The sequence below is a fragment of the Streptomyces antarcticus genome (assembly GCF_026627255.1).
In the GTDB taxonomy this organism is placed as follows: Bacteria; Actinomycetota; Actinomycetes; order Streptomycetales; family Streptomycetaceae; genus Streptomyces; species Streptomyces antarcticus.
The window spans coordinates 1-15,441 of sequence record NZ_JAPNLM010000020.1; the positions used below are offsets into that span (position 1 = coordinate 1).

Genomic DNA, 15,441 nt, shown 5'->3' on the forward strand with positions numbered 1-15,441 from the left:
AAACCCGGGCGGCCCTGGAAGACACTGTCCCAGGTCGAGCTGGCCACCGCCGAGTGGGTCGACTGGTACTGCCACCGCCGACTCCACGGTGAGATAGGGCACATCCCGCCGGTCGAATACGAAGCCAGCTACTACCGCGAAACCACGAAACCCCAGGTCACAGTCACGACCTAGAGTCTCTACCGAACCCGGAACGGTTCAGGGGAAGTTCTGGATGCTGGATTGCGGCCGGTTTGTTCAGAGCATGGCAAAAGGTGCGGCAGGCGCAGGGTTGGCCGGAGCATCGCGTGGAGCGGGCCGCTCGTCCCGTACGCGTCGCCTTTTGGAGGAGCCATGAAGATCCGCCGCACCGCCGCATATCTGACCGCCACCGCCACTGCTTTTGCGCTGGCCATGGTGCCGCAGACCGCGATGTCCGCGCCACCGGTCGACTGCACGTACACGAAGAGCGGCCTGGTGCCGCTCAACGACCTGGGCACCGGGACCTACCAGGGCCGGACGGGCGGCCTGTATCCGGGCGGCAGCAACACCCGGCCGGCCGCGCACAACACCGCGGGCGAGAACATCGCGAACAACCATGTGCTGCCGCGCAACGCGGCCGGGCAGGTGGACCTGGTCAACGGCAAGGTCGTGCTGATCTCCATCGGTATGTCGAACACCACGCAGGAGTTCCAGAAGTTCATCCAGACCGCCGGTGGGTACGCCGGCCTGAACTCGAAGATCGTCATCGTCGACGGCGCCCAGGGCAGCAAGGACGCCAACGCGTGGGCGAACCCGGCGGACACCACCTGGTCCGTGCTCGCCTCGCGGCTCTCCGCCGCCGGTGTGACCCCCGCGCAGGTGCAGGCGGTGTGGCTGAAGGAGCAGCTCGTCGGGGACAACCTCGGTGCCTTCCCCGCCGGGGCCGACGCCCTGGCCAACACGCTCGGCACGATCATGCGCAACGCGCGGGCGAACTACCCGAACCTGGCGCTGGGCTACGTGGCCAGCCGGATCTACACCTACAACCCGGTGCGCAGCGCGGGCGCCTACCAGCAGGGCTGGGCCGTCAAGAAGCTGATCGAGAACCAGATCAACGGCGACTCGAACCTCAGCTACGGGGCGGGCGGCGTCGCGCCGTGGCTGTCCTGGGGTCCGTACATGTGGGCGGACGGGCTGGGTGCGGACGGCGTGGCGGGCGGCACCCCGGGGCGCAGTGACGGCCTGGAGTGGGCGTGCACCGACCTGGTGTCCGATCGCGTCCACCCCAGTGCGACCGGTCAGCAGAAGGTGGCCGACCTGATCCTCAACCAGTTCAGCACGGACTCGACGACCACCCCGTGGTTCAACAACTAACCGGCGAAGGAGTACGTACCGTGCCGCACATCGAGATCCCGGCCCCGGTGCCGGGGATCCGCGGTCTGATGGCCAGCAAGCCCGCCTCGGGGCGGCGGATGAGCGAGCTCGCCGAGCAGCTGCTCCGGGGCGAGTCACCGCTGAGCGTGGGCGAGCGGGAGCTGATCGCCGCCTTCGTGTCCTACCGCAACCAGACGCGCTACTGCACGGGATCGCACACCGCGGCGGCCGCTCACGCGCTGGGCGGTGACTACGAGCTGGTGGAGGCCGTGAAGCGGGATCCGGCGAGTGCGCCGGTCAGCGAGCGGATGCGGGCGCTGCTGGCGATCGCGGGCAAGGTGCAGGGCGATGCGCGCGAGGTGGGCGAGGAGGACGTCGTGGCGGCTCGGGCCGCCGGGGCGGACGACGAGGCGATCCACGACACGGTGCTGATCGCGGCCGCGTTCTGCATGTTCAACCGGTACGTGGACGGTCTTGCGGCGATCACGCCGGAGGATCCGGCGGCGTACGGCTACTTGGTGAGGACCAGGGAGGCCTTGTCGAGGACGGGCGCGGACGGGCCGGGGGTGCGCAGGGCGAGGAGGGTGGCGGGCCAGGCGAGCAGGACCATGGCCGTGACGCCGGCGATGAACCAGCCGGAGGCGCCGTGTTCGCCGAGGTAGGTGGCGAGTGCCGGAGCGATGCCGCCGAGGACCGCCGAGGTGACCGCGTTGGGCAGGCCCATGCCCAGAGCGCGGTTCTCGGCGGGGAAGAGCTCGGAGAGGATGCCGGGGAGCGTGGTGGTGGCGCAGACGAGGTAGACGGTGCCGCTGAGGTAGGTGAACAGCAGGCTCGCGAAGGTGCCGTCGATGGTGAGGAAACTGTACGAGCCGGTGACGGCGAAGAGGAGGGTCGCGCCGAGCAGGAAGCGCCGGGGCCCGACCTTGTCGGCGAGCAGGCCGATGGGCACGTTGATCACGATCAGGATGGCCGTCGCGCAGACGACGACCGCGAACGTGGTGCCGGGCCCGCTCAGGCGCTGTCCCATGGCCGGGATCACGGAGGTCCAGGTGCCGCCGATGGTGCCCATGCCCGCGATGAACAGCACTGAAATCAGCACCTGGCGCCGGTAGGTGACCAGCACCTGGCGCAGCGAGCCGCGGGTGGCCCGGGTGCTGGCCTCGCGCCGGAAGACCTCGGTCTCGGCGAGCCCGCGGCGCAGCAGCAGCAGGACGATGCCGAAGACTCCGCCGACGAGGAAGGGGACGCGCCAGCCCCAGGCGGCCATGGCGTCGGCGCCGAGGACGCCGGTCAGGAGGCCTCCGAGCATCGCTGCGGTGAAGGCGCCCGCGGCGGTGGTCAGGGAGAAGAGGCTGCCGTAGAGGGACTTGCGCTTGGGCGGGGCGACTTCCATGAGGTAGGCGGCCGCCGCGGGCCATTCACCGCCGGAGGAGATGCCCTGGGCCACGCGGGCGAGCAGCAGGATGACGGGGGCGAGCACGCCGACCAGGCCGTAGGTCGGGGCGATGCCGATCAGGAACGAGCCGGCGGTCATGAGGCCGATGGCGAGCATCAGGGCGGGGCGCCGGCCGCGCCGGTCGGCGAGGCGGCCGAGCAGGATGCCGCCGAGCGGACGAACGAGGACGCCCACTCCGAGGACGGCGAACGCGCCGATCAGGGAGGTGACCGGGTCGCTGGAGGGGAAGAAGTGGGGGGCGAGGAGCGGGGCGAAGAGGCCGTAGCCCAGCCAGTCGAAGGACTCGACGAAGTTGCCGACGACGGTGGCGGTGACGGCGCGGCGGTGGGTCCGCTTGGTGGCGCGGGTCTCGGGGGACGCTGTGGACATGGTCGTCGTACCTCTCAGACCGCGCGGGCGTAGCCGTGAGTGGTGATCCGGCGGCCCGCTTCTTCGTAGTAGCCGGGCTCGGCCGGCAAGGCGGTGGCGAGGCAGCTGACGTACCGGTTGTACATGCAGAAGGCCGCGGCGATGAGCACGGTGTCGTGGAGGTGGCCGTCGGTGGCGCCTTCCGCGCGGGCGGCGGCGATCGCTTCGTCGGAGACGGGCGCGGCCTGGGCCTGGACCTCGGCCGCGATCCACAGCAGGGCGCGCAGCAGCGGGGACAGCGACGCCGAGTCGACGTCGTGCTGGACGGCCTTGACGAGGTCAGCGCCGCCGTCGAGCTGGGCGGCGGCCGCCGCGCCATGGGTGTCGGAGCAGAAGCGGGTGCGGTTGAGTTCCGAGACGTACGTCGCGATCAGCTCGCGCTCGCCGCTCGGCAGTGGGGACGGGCCCCGCAACAGGGTGTCGGCGACGGCGTTGAGCGGGGCGGCCGAGTCGGGATGGTCGCTCATCAGGCCCCTGATGCCGGGCAGGTCGCTGACAATCGTGATGTGCGGCACCGGGTGCGTCCTTTGCTGGAGGGTGGCTCGCGGGTCGGTGCCATCGTTGGCGCGGCGGGACGCTCGCGCCAACTCCTCCTGTGCCCGATCGGTTTCGTCCGGTTCAGCCGCGGCGGCCCCGGCGGGCCTGCTTGCTGACCGCCTTCCACTGGCGGCGGATGTCGGCCATGGCGGAGGGGTCCTCGCGGCGCTCGCGGTAGGCGATCTCGCCCTGGAGCTTGCGCCAGTTGGCGAGGCGGGCGGACGGCAGGTCACCGGTGCGGACGGCCTCTTCGACGGCGCAGCCGCCGTCGCCGTCGTGGCCGCAGTCCCCGAACTGGCACCCCAGGGCGAAGGCGGCGAGATCGGCGAAGACGTCGTCGACGGACTCGCGGCTCGCGGCGACCTCGAGGGAGCGGATGCCGGGGATGTCGAGGAGGACTCCGCCGGAGGCGAGGAGGTGCAGGCGGCGGGTGGTGGTGGTGTGGCGGCCGCCCGCGCGCCCAACCTCGGTGACCGCCTCGTGGGTGCCTTCGAGGGCGTTGAGCAGCGAGGTCTTGCCCGCGCCGGAGGGGCCGAGCATAACGGCGGTGGTGCCGGGGCCGAGCCAGGTGCGCAGGGTGTCGAGGCCCTGCCCGGTGCGGACGCTGACGGGGACTACGGGGACGCCGGGGCTGAGAAGTTCGGCGGCGGCCGCGTCCTCGGCGCCTTCGTCACGGGTCCGGTCGCTCTTGGACAGGACGAGCACCGGCTGGGCTCCGCTCTCCCAGCCCATGACGGAGAGGCGCTCCACCATCTTGGCGTTGAGGCCGCCGTCGAGCGGGACGACCATCAGGACGGTGTCGATGTTGGCCGCCAGGACCTGGGGCCCGCTGCCGGCGGCGCCCGCGCGGCTCAGGACGGCGCGGCGGGCGGCGACGGCGCGGATGCGGCCGTCGGCGCCGAGTCCGACCCAGTCACCGGCGACGGGGGTGGCGGGCAGCTGGGGTGCGGTGGTCGCGCTGTGCTGGACGAGCCGTCCGTCGGCCGCGCCGAGCAGGACCTCGCACACCGATCCGTGGTTGACGACCACGCGGGCGGGGGCGCCCGGCCCGGTCCAGCGGTCCTCGTCGGCGGCGTTCCAGCCGAGGCGTTCGAGGGCGGCGGGGGCGGTGAGCGTGTCAGTCATGAGTGTTTCCCTCGGTGATGAAGCCGGTCCAGGTCCGGCGCAGCCGGTCGCCGGCGGCGGAGTCGACGCGCTGGACCGCGTGCATGGTGTGGGAGCGGAAGACGACGAGGCGGTTGGGCCGGGGCAGGATCAGGGTGGGGTGGACGGGGCTGTGGACGAGGGCGGCGCCGTCGCCGGCCTCGGGGCGGGACTCCTCGTCGATCAGGGCGAGGGCGCCGCCCCAGCTCGCGTCCCAGTCCGGGTGGGTGAAGTAGACGTACGCGCCGACGCGGCCGGCGCCCGCGTCGTTGTGCCAGCTGAGGCGGGAGCCCGCCGGGTAGCCCCAGGCGCTGAAGCTGAGGGCGAGGCTGTCGTCGTCCTCGAGGGCGGCTACGACCTCCAGGTGCGCGGTGACCTGTTCCCTGACGGCGCGCTGCCAGCGCGGGGCGTCGGCGGTGGTGGCGGCGAGCGGCTGCTTGTCCTCGCCCGCGCGGTAGGCGAAGCCGTCGTAGACCGGGTCGATGGTGGACAGGACGGGCTTCAGGCGCAGGGCAGTGAACTCGGCGGTCACCGCGGCGAAGTCGGCCCCCGGCAGCAGGTCGTCGATGACGACGAAGCGGTCGCCGCGCGAGTGGATGTGCGCGGCGGGGCCGGTCGCGGGCGCGTCGAGGACGGTGGCGAGGTTCATGGGGTTGCCTTCCTTCTCCGGCCGGCCAGGCGGGCGGCCGGGAGGCCGAGCAGCACGAGGAGGAGGGAGAGGACGAGGAAGACCACGTCGTAGTGGTCGGTGAACAGGCCGCCGACGAGCATGCCGAGGGGTACGCCGACGGCGTTGACGAAGTTGTCCACGGAGCCGACGCGGGAGAGGTAACGCTCGGGGATCTCGCTCTGGTAGGCGGTGTCCCAGACGATGCCGCAGGCGGCGGTGGTCAGGGCGCACAGCACGAACGAGGCGGCGATGACGGCGGTCGGCAGGTGGTCGCGCAGGGTCAGGGTGGTGAACTGCAGGACGGCGCCGAGGGTGACGACGACGGCGGCGGCCTTCCAGGGGTGCTGCTTCGACGCCGAGATCACGGTGAGGGAACCGAGCAGGGAGCCGACGGCGAGGCAGGTCGCGAGGACCGACCAGGCGCCGGCGCCGCCGAGGGAGTCGACCGCGATGACGGGGCCGGCGACGGCGGTCAGGCCGATTCCGAGGGAGACGAGGAACCACAGGGCCATGCCGAAGCCGAACCACGGGTACCGGGCCATGACCGCGAGACCGGCGCGGAAACGGGTGTCCTCGTTTTCGGCATCGGCATCGGCATCGGCATCGGCATCGGCATCGGCGGGGGCGTCGGTCCGGGCCCGGCGCGCCGGGGTGTGGAGGCGCGACAGCCGCAGCAGCAGGACGAGGTTGACGGCGAAGGACGCGACGTCGAGCCACAGGACCCAGGTGAAGCCGACGGTGCTCATCAGTACGCCGGCGAGGACGGGGCCCAGCAGGAACGCGACGTCGGCGACGAGGGACAGCAGGCCGTTGGCGTCCTGGAGCCGTTCCTCGGGGACGAGTTCGGGGGTCAGGCCGATCTGGGCGGGAACGTAGAAGGCCGTGCCGATGCCGTAGACGGCCGCGGACAGGCACAGGTGCCAGCTCTGGACGGGCAGCAGTCCGGCGAACAGCAGGGCCAGGGCGCCCTGGGCGACGAGGCGCAGCACGTCCGCGCCCATCATTACCTTGATCCGGTCGTACCGGTCGGCGACGCGGCCGCCGGTGGCGACCATGAAGAACCGGGCGCCCCACAGGGAGAGCAGTACCCACGTGATGCCCGCGGCGGAGCCGGAGACCTGGTACGCGGCCAGGGCGAAGGCGACGGGGACGGCCGCGTCACCGATCTTGGAGACGACGTTCCCCGCGAAGAACGTGGCGAAGCGCCGTTCCCGCAGAATCGCCGTCTTGTCCTTGAGCCGGACAGTGGTGGACACGGTCACCCTTCGCAGATGAGGAAGTCGTTGCGCGCGCCGAAGCGGACCAGGTCGCGCAGGTCGGCGGCGGACAGGTCGCTCTGGGCGGCCAGGTCGTGCCAGGTCAGGGCGGAACCGCGGGAGAGGAGGCCGATCGTGGCTTCCAGACGGCGGTCGAGCCGGATGCGGCGCCCCATGGTGATGACCACGAGGCCGTCGTCGGTGGGGCGGATCTTCGGCGGGAAGCGGCTCGCCCAGCGGATGCGGGTGGATTCGCCGACCTCGCCGGTCAGGGCGGAGCGCAGGGAGGCGCCGGCACGGCGGTCGGGGCGCATGGCCAGGCGGGTGGCGAGCCATTCCAGGTCCGGCTCGGCGGCGCTGGTGCCGAGCAGTTCATGGGCGGCCAGGGCCTCCTCGCGCAGATCGGCGAAGGGCTCGTAGCCGATGGTGAGGTGGACGGTGAGCTCGCCGGTGCCGGACACGCAGTGGGCGGTGTCGCGCGGGACGGACAGGCACATGCCGGGTTCCAGGACCCGGTCCAGGCTGTCGGGGGCGAGGTCGCGGGAGCGGGCGCCGACACGGGTGTCGACCTGCCAGTGCTTGCGGCCGAGGAGCTGCAGGATCAGGGCGTCGTGGTCGTCCGAGTGGACGTCGAAGGCGGAGGCGTCGCCCGCAGTGATGTAGCAGTTGACCCAGGCGCGTGCGTGGAGCTGGTACTCGATGGCCTCGCACAGCAGCATCACGCGCTCGTCGAGGGCCTCGATGTGGCTGATGACGAGGGTGGCGCCGCGCTCGATCGCGCTGTGCAGGTAGGCGGGGACCAGCGTGGTGTGCAGGACCTCGCCGTCGCCGACGCGCGAGCGCATCCAGCGGCTGCGGTCGACCTGGCGGCCGGATTCGACGAGGCGGAAGTTGGTGGCCAGCGCGCCGGGGCGGGCCAGTGCGGACCAGACGCCGGCCAGCAGGGCGTCGGTGCCTGCTGAGGCGGGGCCGGCTGCCGGGGACCCGGCGGAGCCGTCGGCTGGGGACTCGGCTGGGGAGTACAGACGTACGCCGGAGGCCGGGGGGAGGGCGTCGGGCCCGCCGAGGGCGGCGAGGAGGTGCTGGGCGTAGGCGAAGACCTCGAAGCCGCTCATGCCGCCGTCACCGCCCCCAGCAGGTAGAGCCGGCGGGCCAGGGCGGAGCGGCGGTCCGCGTCCAGGCCGTCCGGGAGCCGTTCGGCGAGCCCGGCGAGGGTGAACGGCTGCGTGGAACGGGTCGCCTGCTCCAGCGCGGAGAAGTCGAGGCCGTCGGAGACGGGCAGGTGGCGGCCGCGTACGACGAGGACGGCGCCGGAGGCGGTGCGCGCCGCGGCGACGACGCCGGGATGGGCCCAGCGCAACAGGAGGCCGTGGGCGGGACCGTCGGCGGGCAGCGCGGCCGGGTGCGGGCGGCTGAGGTGGCCGCTGGTGCGCAGGCGCAGCTGGCCGAGGGCGATTTCGGCCGCGACCCGGTCGGCCAGCGTGAGGGCGTCTGCGGAGCCGACGGGGGCGGCGGCATCGGCGGCTTCGGCGGCTTCGGCGGCGGCGGAGGCAGGGATGGTCAGCAGGGCGTGGGTCAGGGTGCTGAGTTGATGGGCCGTGGGGTAGGGCGCGAGGGTGGGGTGGAGGTCCTCGGGGGCCGAGCGCCAGAGTGCCTCGGCGATGAGCGAACGGGTTTTCACCGGATAGAGGGTGAGACCGAGGAATGCCGAAGGGCCGGCATTGCGGAACACGTGATACGTGTCCTTCGGTATGCAGATGAAATCGCCGGGCTGGAGGACGAAGTGTTCCGCCGCGGAAAGGTGCTGCTCGATGTCGAAGGTGATGCGGCCGAAGGACGGGCTCGGGGTGATCCCGGAGGCGTCGAAGGGGTTTTCCTGCCAGACCCACACTTCCTTGGGGGAAGGCCCGAGGTGGAAGATCAGCGAAGGCTCGGAATCCTTGTGGATTCCGAAGGGCGTCCAACCGGAGTCGGCGACGAACGTGTAGACATCTGTGCCGGAGGGAAGTTCGTGGACTCCCTCGGAGACGATTTCCCGTACGAGTGCGGCGATCCATCCGGTGAGCGGCAGGCTCCAGGAGGAGACGTCGTTGACGGCCAGGCACTCCGAGCTGCTGTCGGCGGTGCGGGCGAGCCATGCGACCGCGCTCTCCCCGGGGGCCAGGGGCGAGTCGATGAACCGCTTCGTCAGCCGGTAGTCGAACGCGCCGGGCCTGAAGGCCCGAAGTCGCAGGTCACCCGGGGCGCTGTGGGTGGCGGTGCGCAGCGCGTCGTCGATGAGCCCGCTGACGTGGCCGGGGTCGGTGACGAGGGCGGGCATGAAGGCCGTGCCGGCGAAGTCCGGGGCCTGGGCGGCCACGAACGTCTTCCACTTCTTTTCGTCGAGGGTCGTCTGGCTGGTCTGGATGCTCATCGCGGTCACCGTTGTCCGGGAAATCAGGGTAAATAGGCCGACGCGGCCGGTGTCTTGTCAGACGACCGGCCGCGTGACGGAAGGGGGCCTCAGTGGCCGACGTCCTGGCGCGGGCTGAACTCGGCCTCGAAGTCGAAGTTGTCGTCCTCGAGGATCTCCATGACCAGGTTCTTCTCGTTCTCCATGTGAATCATTCCTTTCAGAAAGCGGATAAGGGGTTTTCGATGGGTGAAGCCAGGGGTACCGGAGGGGGTTCCAGTGCGACCGTCAGCGGCCTTCGGCTGCTTCTGGTTCGTTCTGTGAATGAGCTTGTCAGGCCTGCCCGGCGCGTGTCATGCCTTTCGCCTGGCAGGGAATTCTCATGGCAGATTCGTGTCATGTGGCGGGTCACAGCAGGCCTCGCTGGACGGCTTGCAGGCCGAGCTGGAAGCGGCTGTGCGTGCCGAAGCGCTCCGACAGGCTGGAGATCATGCGGCGTTCGCTGCGCAGGGAGATGCCGAGCTTGCGGGCGACCGCCTCATCGGTGAGGCCGTCTGCCAGAAAGCGCAGCAGGGCGCGCTCCTGCGCCGAGTAGTCCGTGCCCGCCCCGGCGTCGGCCGCCTCCGTGTCCAGGGGTGTGCCCTCGTCCCACAGGTAGGAGAACAGGGCGCGCAGCCCGGCCAGGGCGCCCGGCTCGCGGATGACGACCGCGCCCCGCACGCTCTCGTGCGCGGCCGTCGGCAGGACGGCGCTGTCCCCGTCCGCGATGCGCATGTGCATCGGCAGCGAGGGCACCGTGCGGATCTCGGCGCCCGCCTGTGCCAGCGTGCGCATCGCGCGGCGGCGTTCGGGAGAGCCGGCCGTACTGTCCAGGTGGAGCACGCGGACGCGGACGCCCCGGGCGAGCCGTTCCTCGTACAGGGGGACGTCGAGGTCCCAGGGGGTGCTCCCGCCGGTACCGGTGGGGGCGAAGACGCAGAGGCCGGTGGCGGCGTGGAGGATGAGGTCCTCCAGGCACCGGCGCACCGCCTCGTCCCCGGTGAAGCGCTCCACCGCGCCGGCCGGGCTCTCCCGCCCCAGCGCGGCGTAGTCGGCGAGCAAGTCCGCGACCGCCGCGCGTCCGGCCTCCATTTCGAGCTGAGTGCGCCGCAGGTCCTCCTCCCGCCGCGCCAGGAGCACCTGCAGACCGGCCCGGGGTGGGACCAGGTTCAGGGTGTTTCCGGCGGGGGGTGCGTCATCGGCGGGGCTGGGAGTGCCCGATCGCAGCAGCGCGAGGTCCGCGAGCCGGTCCAGGGCCGTCAGGACGGCCGCCCGGTCCTCGCCCAGCGCGTCGGCGAGGGCGTCCACCCCCAGTCCCGGCTGCTCCAGCATGAGCCGGTAGACGGACTCCGTCCGGGCATCGAGTCCCAGTACCTGCAACATCAGTGCTCCCCCGAAGTCGTGCGGAAGGGTCGGTCGGCCGAGGACGGCCGGGGGGTCATGTCCGTGCCGTGGCACGGACATGACGGGGTTACGGGTGTGGTCCGCGGGTCCGGATCCGGCATAGTCGATGCGTGCATCTCGTCGAGTTCTCCCTCACCAAGCCGTCCGGCGCCCCGGACGCGGCCGCCGACGCGGTGCTCCGCGCGCTGTGGGAGGCCTGCGAGAGCGGCGACGGACTGGAGCACCTGCGGGTGCACACCGGCCGCTCCGGCGCGCGCGGCGTGGCCTTCCTGCTCGCGCCCGACGCGGCAGGCGCGGTCGCGCGCTGCCGGGAGCTGTGCGGACGTGCGCTGACGCGCTCGGCCGGGCTCGCCGGTTGGGAACTGGCCCGGCCGACGACGGTCTGAGACACCCGCGAAGGTGCCTTTGAGGTATCGGTCAGCTGCCGAAGTCTCGCCGTCGGACGAGGTGTCTCTTGCCACGGCCCCATTCTTGGAATAGGCGGCGCCGGGGCGCGTCTCCTGGAATGCGGAGCTCACCTCCGAGCGTGCGAAGTGAACTACGCACGCTCGGAGTTGGCCGGGGTGTGCGGGGATGCGGACGATGTGCTCAACCGTGAGCCCCACCCCAACGAAGGATGCCCAGGTGCCGCACATCGAGATCAGCAACGACCTTCCGGGCATCAGTGGCCTGATGGTCCAGCGCCCTGACACGGGGGCGGTGCTGTCGCAGCTGGCCGAGACCCTGCTGCGCAGCGGCGAGTCCCCGCTGACCCGGGGCGAGCGCGAGCTGATCGCCGCGTATGTCTCCGAACTCAACTGCACGCAGTTCTGCTCCGCTTCCCACAGCGCCTTCGCGGCGGCCCAGCTGGAGGGCGGCCGCGAGCTGGTCGCAGCGGTCCTCGCCGACCCGGCGTCCGCACCGGTCTCCCCGCTGATCAAGGCACTCCTGGCGGTCGCGGCCGAGGTTCAGGCCGCCGCCCGCCCGGTCTCCGACGAGGCGATCGCGGCGGCCCGTGCGGCGGGTGCCGGTGACGGCGAGATCCACGACACGGTGCTGATCGCGGCGGCGTTCGCGATGTTCAACCGCTATGTGAACGGCCTGGCGACCGAGGTTCCCTCGGATCCGGCGTTCTACGACTTCGCGGCCGAGCTGATCGTCACCCACGGTTACGGCGCCGCTGTCTGACGTTCGCCGCCCGGCCCCGGTCTGCGGCCCCGTGTCCGTTCCAGTCCTACCAAGGAGGGTGTGACGTGGTGTGGTCCACGGCAGATGTACCCGACCAGCGCGGCAGGACCGCGCTGGTCACCGGAGCTTCCGGCGGCCTCGGGCTGGAGACGGCCCGAGTGCTCGCGTCCCGGGGCGCGCGGGTCCTGCTGGCCTGCCGCGACACCGAGCGAGGGATCGCCGAGGCGGCCCGCGTCGGCGGGATGGCGGAGGTGGTCCGGTGTGATCTGGCTTCGCTGGAGTCGGTACGGGAGGCGGCCGCACAAGTGCGCCGGCGGGTCGACCGGCTGGACCTGCTCGTCAACAACGCGGGCGTCATGTTCCCGCCGTACCGGCACACCGAGGACGGCTTCGAAGCCCACTTCGGCGTCAACCACCTGGGGCACTTCGCCCTGACCGGCCTGCTGCTGGGGCTCATGCACGAGGTGCCCGGCTCGCGGGTGGTCACGGTGTCGAGCCTCGCCCACCGGGCGGCGGCCCGGGCCACCCGGCCGGACGAAGCGCGCTCGGCGAGCGGGCACCGCTCGGTGACGGCGTACGGCCGGTCCAAACTCGCGAACCTGATGTTCGCCCGTGAACTGAACCGCCGGCTGACCGGCGCCGGGGCACAGACGGTCTCGCTGGCCGCGCATCCGGGGCTGTCCGCGACCGGCCTGTGGCACTCCGGTGCGCCGGCCTGGCTGCGCCCGGTCGCCGCGACGGGACTGCGCCTGCTGGGGCAGGCACCGGACCAGGCGGCACTGCCGGCCCTGCGGGCCGCGACCGACCTCCTGCTGGCGGGGGGCGGTTACCTCGGCCCGGGAGGGTCGGCGGAATGCGGCGGCGGGGCGGTCCCCGCGCGCTCGAACCGGGCCTCGCAGAACGAGCTCGCGCAGATCCGGCTGTGGGAGCTGTCGCAGGAGCTGACCGGGGTGCGCTACGCGCGCAGTGCCGGCCGGCGGCACGCGGACCGGCGCGTCACGGAATCGGCCCCGTGAGCGCGACGACGGAAGGCCCGAGCATCTCGGCCGGGGTGGGCGAGGCGATCGACGGGGACGGCGGGCGCTTTCGCACCATCGCCGCGTGGGCCTGGATATGGCGGACCTTCGACATGCCGCTGCCGGACGTCGGCGGCGCGTCATGGCAGACGGATCCCGCATCCGCATCCGCATCCGGGCCCGACTCTGCCGCATCCGTATCCCGGGCCGCATCCGCCGCATCCGGGTCCGGGTCCGCCGCCGAGTCCGAGGGGTACGCGCGCTACATCGCCTACGGGCCCTGGTAGGGACCCGGCGGACACAAGGGCCCGGTACCCGCGCGGCGCGGGTACCGGGCCCTTGTGGTGCGTACGTACGCCCCTGCGGGTCAGCCGAGTCCGGCGACGGCGGTGACCAGCTCGCCCGCCGCGTCGACCACGTCGAGGGCGGTCAGCTCGGGCTCGTCCAGCACCGGCACGAGATCGGCGAGGACGGAGGCGAACCGGCCGCCGTTGTCCTCGATCATCGTCAGGTTGCCCTCCCACAGGGCTGTGCGGACGCGCCCCCCGGTGACCGTTCCGTCCACCGCGGTCGAGGTGATCAGGAGGCCGGCGACGCGCCGCTCCAGCGGGGTGGGCGTCCAGGCACCGGAGCGGAAGTCGGTCATGAGCTCCTGGACGCGGTGGCGGGCACGGTCGGTGGCGACGGGCTCCAGGAAGAGGGCGGGCGCGGGGTGAACGGCGGTGACGGACACAGGTGTTCCTTTCGGGTGGCAGGGCAGATCGGGCCGGAAGGGTTCGGCCCGTACGGTCTTGGCAGGTCAGGAGCTGCGGCTGAGGACGGGCCCGGTCGCCTCGGGTTTGGCCTGGAGCTCCCGGGCCCGCAGCAGGGAGCGGTACAGCAGGATCGCTGCCAGGCCCGCGGTCCCGTACAGCAGGCTCATGCCGACGGCGGGGACGAAGGCGCCGACGCTCACGCACAGGGCCGCGACGAGCAGTCCGGCGCGGGCGTTGAGGGCGTAGGCGGCCATGTACTTCGTACGGGAGTGCGCGGGCACCAGGTCGGCCAGCAGTGTCTGGCGGACCGGGATGCTGGCGATCTCGCCGAGGGTCAGCAGCACGGCGGCGGCGATCAGGGTCCACGCGGAGTTGCTGACGGCCCAGACCATGTACCCGGCGGTGAACACGGCGATGCCCGCGTAGAGCCGGGTGCGCTCGGAGGCCCGTACGAGGAGGTTCTTCGCGGCCAGCACCAGTGCCACGACGAGAGCGGCGTTCACGGCTCTCAGGATGCCGAGGATCACGACGCCGTCGACAGCCGGCGCCCAGGATCCGATGGTGGCCAGGGTCTGGCGCGGGAACTCGTCGGCGAGCCGGACCGCGATGTAGTACCCGATCTGCATCTCGACGGCGGCGATCAGGGCGGCCGCGGTCAGCTGCTTGAGGAACAGGCGGTCGCGGGCGACGGCGAGGTAGCCGCGCAGCATGGCGCCGGGACCGGTCGCGGCGTCCCGCGAGCCGGCGGGTGCCGTCTCGCTGATCCAGCGCCAGATCACGCCGGTGGTCAGGGAGCAGGCCACGGCCGCGCCGGCCAGCAGCTGCGTAAAGTGGCCTTCGTAGAGGAAGCCGCCGATCAGGGCGCCGACGGTGAAGGCGACGTTGATCGACCAGTAGTTGATCGTGTAGACGAGGGGGCGGTTCTCGGGGGTCGAGACGTCGACCATCATCGCGTCGGCGGCCGGGGTGGCCAGCTGCGCGGCGCAGGTGTGGGCGAGGAAGAGCACGAACGTGGCCACGCCGGAGGACCACCAGGGCGAATTGGCGAGCGCGAGCAGTGCGAAGCAGACCGTCGCACCGAACTCGCCGGCCACCAGCAGTGGCCGCCGGCCGTACACGTCGGCGAGATGGCCGCCGAGGAAGTTGCTGGCTATGCCCGCCACGGCCACCGCGAGGGTCAGCGCTCCGGCCGTCGCCGCGCCGTAGAGGGCGGCGAGATGGATGACCAGCAGCGGCATCAGCATCACGGACAGCAGGCGCTGGACGAATCCGACGCAGATCCTCAGCCGGATGTTGGGGTGCAGGTCGCGGAAGTTCATCGCGGAGTCCGGGGGCCGCGCGGGGCGCGTTCGTCGGCCAGGCGGCCGCCGCTGCCCCAGTGCCCGGGTTCGACGTCCCGGACGATCACGGTGACGGATTCCTGCGGGCAGCCGGACACGCGCGTGACGACGTCGGTGATCCCTGCCACCAGCTCGCTGCGCGCGGCGCGGTCGTTGCCCTCCCACCAGTTGACGGTGATCACCGGCATGTCGGCTTTCCTCTTCTCTCCACGGGCCATTCCAGGGAATTGCCGGGACTGCGGCAGAGTGATTCCACGCTTACCGATGGGAGCACGGGTGGAGCCGCCGGACAAGAATTCGCGACGGCGTGCTGCGACTTGGGCGACTTGGTGAAGTCGTCGCGCTCCCCGTAGGTCTGTTGCCCCGTCAACAACCTCGTGGTTGGCTCGGCGCCGTCCTGTCCGGCAGGTCCCGTCCGACCTGCCGACCATCCCTCCCGTGACCGGTGAGCGCCTGCGCTCAGTGGCGGGAACGGCGCGCGCCGGCACGGGGGGGCGCAGGACCTCTGCCGAGCTCGGAAGGA

General features: G+C 72.0%; 17 protein-coding genes and 1 pseudogene. 7 read left to right on the plus strand and 11 right to left on the minus strand.

The window, feature by feature from the left end:
* The 3 genes and pseudogenes from OTB16_RS26505 to OTB16_RS26515 all read left to right on the plus strand — a co-directional run.
* Positions 1–174, plus strand: a 174-nt coding sequence (locus tag OTB16_RS26505) for an integrase core domain-containing protein (RefSeq protein ID WP_267723418.1), incomplete at its 5' end; no start/stop codon positions are given.
* A 159-nt stretch (positions 175–333) separates the two neighbouring features.
* Positions 334–1,335: a hypothetical protein gene (locus tag OTB16_RS26510; protein ID WP_267723280.1), complete on the plus strand. Its 1,002-nt coding sequence runs from the start codon at positions 334–336 to the stop codon at positions 1,333–1,335.
* Between the two features lie 98 nt (positions 1,336–1,433).
* Positions 1,434–1,748, plus strand: a pseudogene (locus OTB16_RS26515) (carboxymuconolactone decarboxylase family protein); the annotation flags it as partial.
* Between the two features lie 98 nt (positions 1,749–1,846).
* Here the strand turns inward: OTB16_RS26515 and OTB16_RS26520 are convergent.
* From OTB16_RS26520 to OTB16_RS26555, 8 genes are all read right to left on the minus strand, one after another.
* Positions 1,847–3,160 (minus strand): MFS transporter, encoded by a 1,314-nt coding sequence (locus OTB16_RS26520; RefSeq protein WP_267723281.1) that lies wholly within the window; start codon positions 3,158–3,160, stop codon positions 1,847–1,849.
* Positions 3,161–3,174: 14 nt separating this feature from the next.
* Positions 3,175–3,714, minus strand: a complete 540-nt coding sequence (locus OTB16_RS26525) for a carboxymuconolactone decarboxylase family protein (protein WP_267723282.1) — start codon at positions 3,712–3,714, stop codon at positions 3,175–3,177.
* 103 nt (positions 3,715–3,817) lie between these two features.
* The gene (gene rsgA, locus OTB16_RS26530) at positions 3,818–4,861 is read right to left on the minus strand and encodes a ribosome small subunit-dependent GTPase A (RefSeq protein ID WP_267723283.1); all 1,044 of its coding nucleotides are present in this window, start codon (positions 4,859–4,861) and stop codon (positions 3,818–3,820) included.
* Complete coding sequence (locus OTB16_RS26535) at positions 4,854–5,528, minus strand: 2OG-Fe(II) oxygenase (RefSeq protein ID WP_267723284.1); 675 nt, start codon at positions 5,526–5,528, stop codon at positions 4,854–4,856. The genes rsgA and OTB16_RS26535 overlap by 8 nt, the downstream gene beginning before the upstream one ends.
* Positions 5,525–6,805, minus strand: coding sequence for an MFS transporter (locus tag OTB16_RS26540; protein ID WP_267723285.1), 1,281 nt, complete (start codon positions 6,803–6,805; stop codon positions 5,525–5,527). Before OTB16_RS26540 ends, OTB16_RS26535 begins: the two co-directional genes overlap by 4 nt.
* Before the next feature lie 2 nt (positions 6,806–6,807).
* Entirely contained in the window at positions 6,808–7,920 is a 1,113-nt protein-coding gene (locus OTB16_RS26545) for a JmjC domain-containing protein (RefSeq protein ID WP_267723287.1), read from the minus strand.
* Positions 7,917–9,218: a hypothetical protein gene (locus OTB16_RS26550; RefSeq protein ID WP_267723288.1), complete on the minus strand. Its 1,302-nt coding sequence runs from the start codon at positions 9,216–9,218 to the stop codon at positions 7,917–7,919. Before OTB16_RS26550 ends, OTB16_RS26545 begins: the two co-directional genes overlap by 4 nt.
* Before the next feature lie 387 nt (positions 9,219–9,605).
* Positions 9,606–10,619 carry a LuxR C-terminal-related transcriptional regulator gene (locus OTB16_RS26555; protein WP_267723289.1) on the minus strand — a complete coding sequence of 338 codons (1,014 nt, stop codon included), beginning with the start codon at positions 10,617–10,619 and terminating at the stop codon, positions 9,606–9,608.
* Between the two features lie 131 nt (positions 10,620–10,750).
* Here OTB16_RS26555 and OTB16_RS26560 point away from each other — a divergent pair, with 131 nt between their 5' ends.
* The 4 genes from OTB16_RS26560 to OTB16_RS26575 all read left to right on the plus strand — a co-directional run bounded on the left by OTB16_RS26560 (position 10,751) and on the right by OTB16_RS26575 (position 13,110).
* The gene (locus OTB16_RS26560) at positions 10,751–11,026 is read left to right on the plus strand and encodes a hypothetical protein (RefSeq protein WP_267723290.1); all 276 of its coding nucleotides are present in this window, start codon (positions 10,751–10,753) and stop codon (positions 11,024–11,026) included.
* Between the two features lie 238 nt (positions 11,027–11,264).
* The gene (locus OTB16_RS26565; RefSeq protein WP_267723420.1) at positions 11,265–11,807 is read left to right on the plus strand and encodes a carboxymuconolactone decarboxylase family protein; all 543 of its coding nucleotides are present in this window, start codon (positions 11,265–11,267) and stop codon (positions 11,805–11,807) included.
* Between the two features lie 65 nt (positions 11,808–11,872).
* Entirely contained in the window at positions 11,873–12,823 is a 951-nt protein-coding gene (locus OTB16_RS26570) for an oxidoreductase (RefSeq protein WP_267723291.1), read from the plus strand.
* Positions 12,820–13,110, plus strand: coding sequence for a hypothetical protein (locus OTB16_RS26575; protein WP_267723292.1), 291 nt, complete (start codon positions 12,820–12,822; stop codon positions 13,108–13,110). The genes OTB16_RS26570 and OTB16_RS26575 overlap by 4 nt, the downstream gene beginning before the upstream one ends.
* A gap of 80 nt (positions 13,111–13,190) precedes the next feature.
* Here the strand turns inward: OTB16_RS26575 and OTB16_RS26580 are convergent, their stop codons facing one another.
* The 3 genes from OTB16_RS26580 to OTB16_RS26590 form a co-directional block, all read right to left on the minus strand.
* Complete coding sequence (locus OTB16_RS26580) at positions 13,191–13,556, minus strand: hypothetical protein (protein ID WP_267723294.1); 366 nt, start codon at positions 13,554–13,556, stop codon at positions 13,191–13,193.
* 66 nt (positions 13,557–13,622) lie between these two features.
* On the minus strand, positions 13,623–14,897 hold the full coding sequence (locus tag OTB16_RS26585; protein ID WP_267723295.1) for an MFS transporter: 1,275 nt from the start codon (positions 14,895–14,897) through the stop codon (positions 13,623–13,625).
* A complete protein-coding gene (locus tag OTB16_RS26590; RefSeq protein WP_267723297.1) occupies positions 14,894–15,106 on the minus strand; it encodes a tautomerase family protein in 213 nt (70 codons plus the stop codon). The genes OTB16_RS26585 and OTB16_RS26590 overlap by 4 nt, the downstream gene beginning before the upstream one ends.
* Positions 15,107–15,441: the final 335 nt, after the last annotated feature.

Bases quoted from the DNA above. Each gene is read 5' to 3' on its own strand.
- OTB16_RS26510 (WP_267723280.1), top strand. From the start codon at position 334: ATGAAGATCCGCCGCACCGCCGCATATCTGACCGCCACCGCCACTGCT.
- OTB16_RS26535 (WP_267723284.1), bottom strand. From the start codon at position 5,528: ATGAACCTCGCCACCGTCCTCGACGCGCCCGCGACCGGCCCCGCCGCG.
- OTB16_RS26585 (WP_267723295.1), bottom strand. From the start codon at position 14,897: ATGAACTTCCGCGACCTGCACCCCAACATCCGGCTGAGGATCTGCGTC.
- rsgA (WP_267723283.1), bottom strand. From the start codon at position 4,861: ATGACTGACACGCTCACCGCCCCCGCCGCCCTCGAACGCCTCGGCTGG.
- OTB16_RS26590 (WP_267723297.1), bottom strand. From the start codon at position 15,106: ATGCCGGTGATCACCGTCAACTGGTGGGAGGGCAACGACCGCGCCGCG.
- OTB16_RS26520 (WP_267723281.1), bottom strand. From the start codon at position 3,160: ATGTCCACAGCGTCCCCCGAGACCCGCGCCACCAAGCGGACCCACCGC.
- OTB16_RS26555 (WP_267723289.1), bottom strand. From the start codon at position 10,619: ATGTTGCAGGTACTGGGACTCGATGCCCGGACGGAGTCCGTCTACCGG.
- OTB16_RS26545 (WP_267723287.1), bottom strand. From the start codon at position 7,920: ATGAGCGGCTTCGAGGTCTTCGCCTACGCCCAGCACCTCCTCGCCGCC.
- OTB16_RS26550 (WP_267723288.1), bottom strand. From the start codon at position 9,218: ATGAGCATCCAGACCAGCCAGACGACCCTCGACGAAAAGAAGTGGAAG.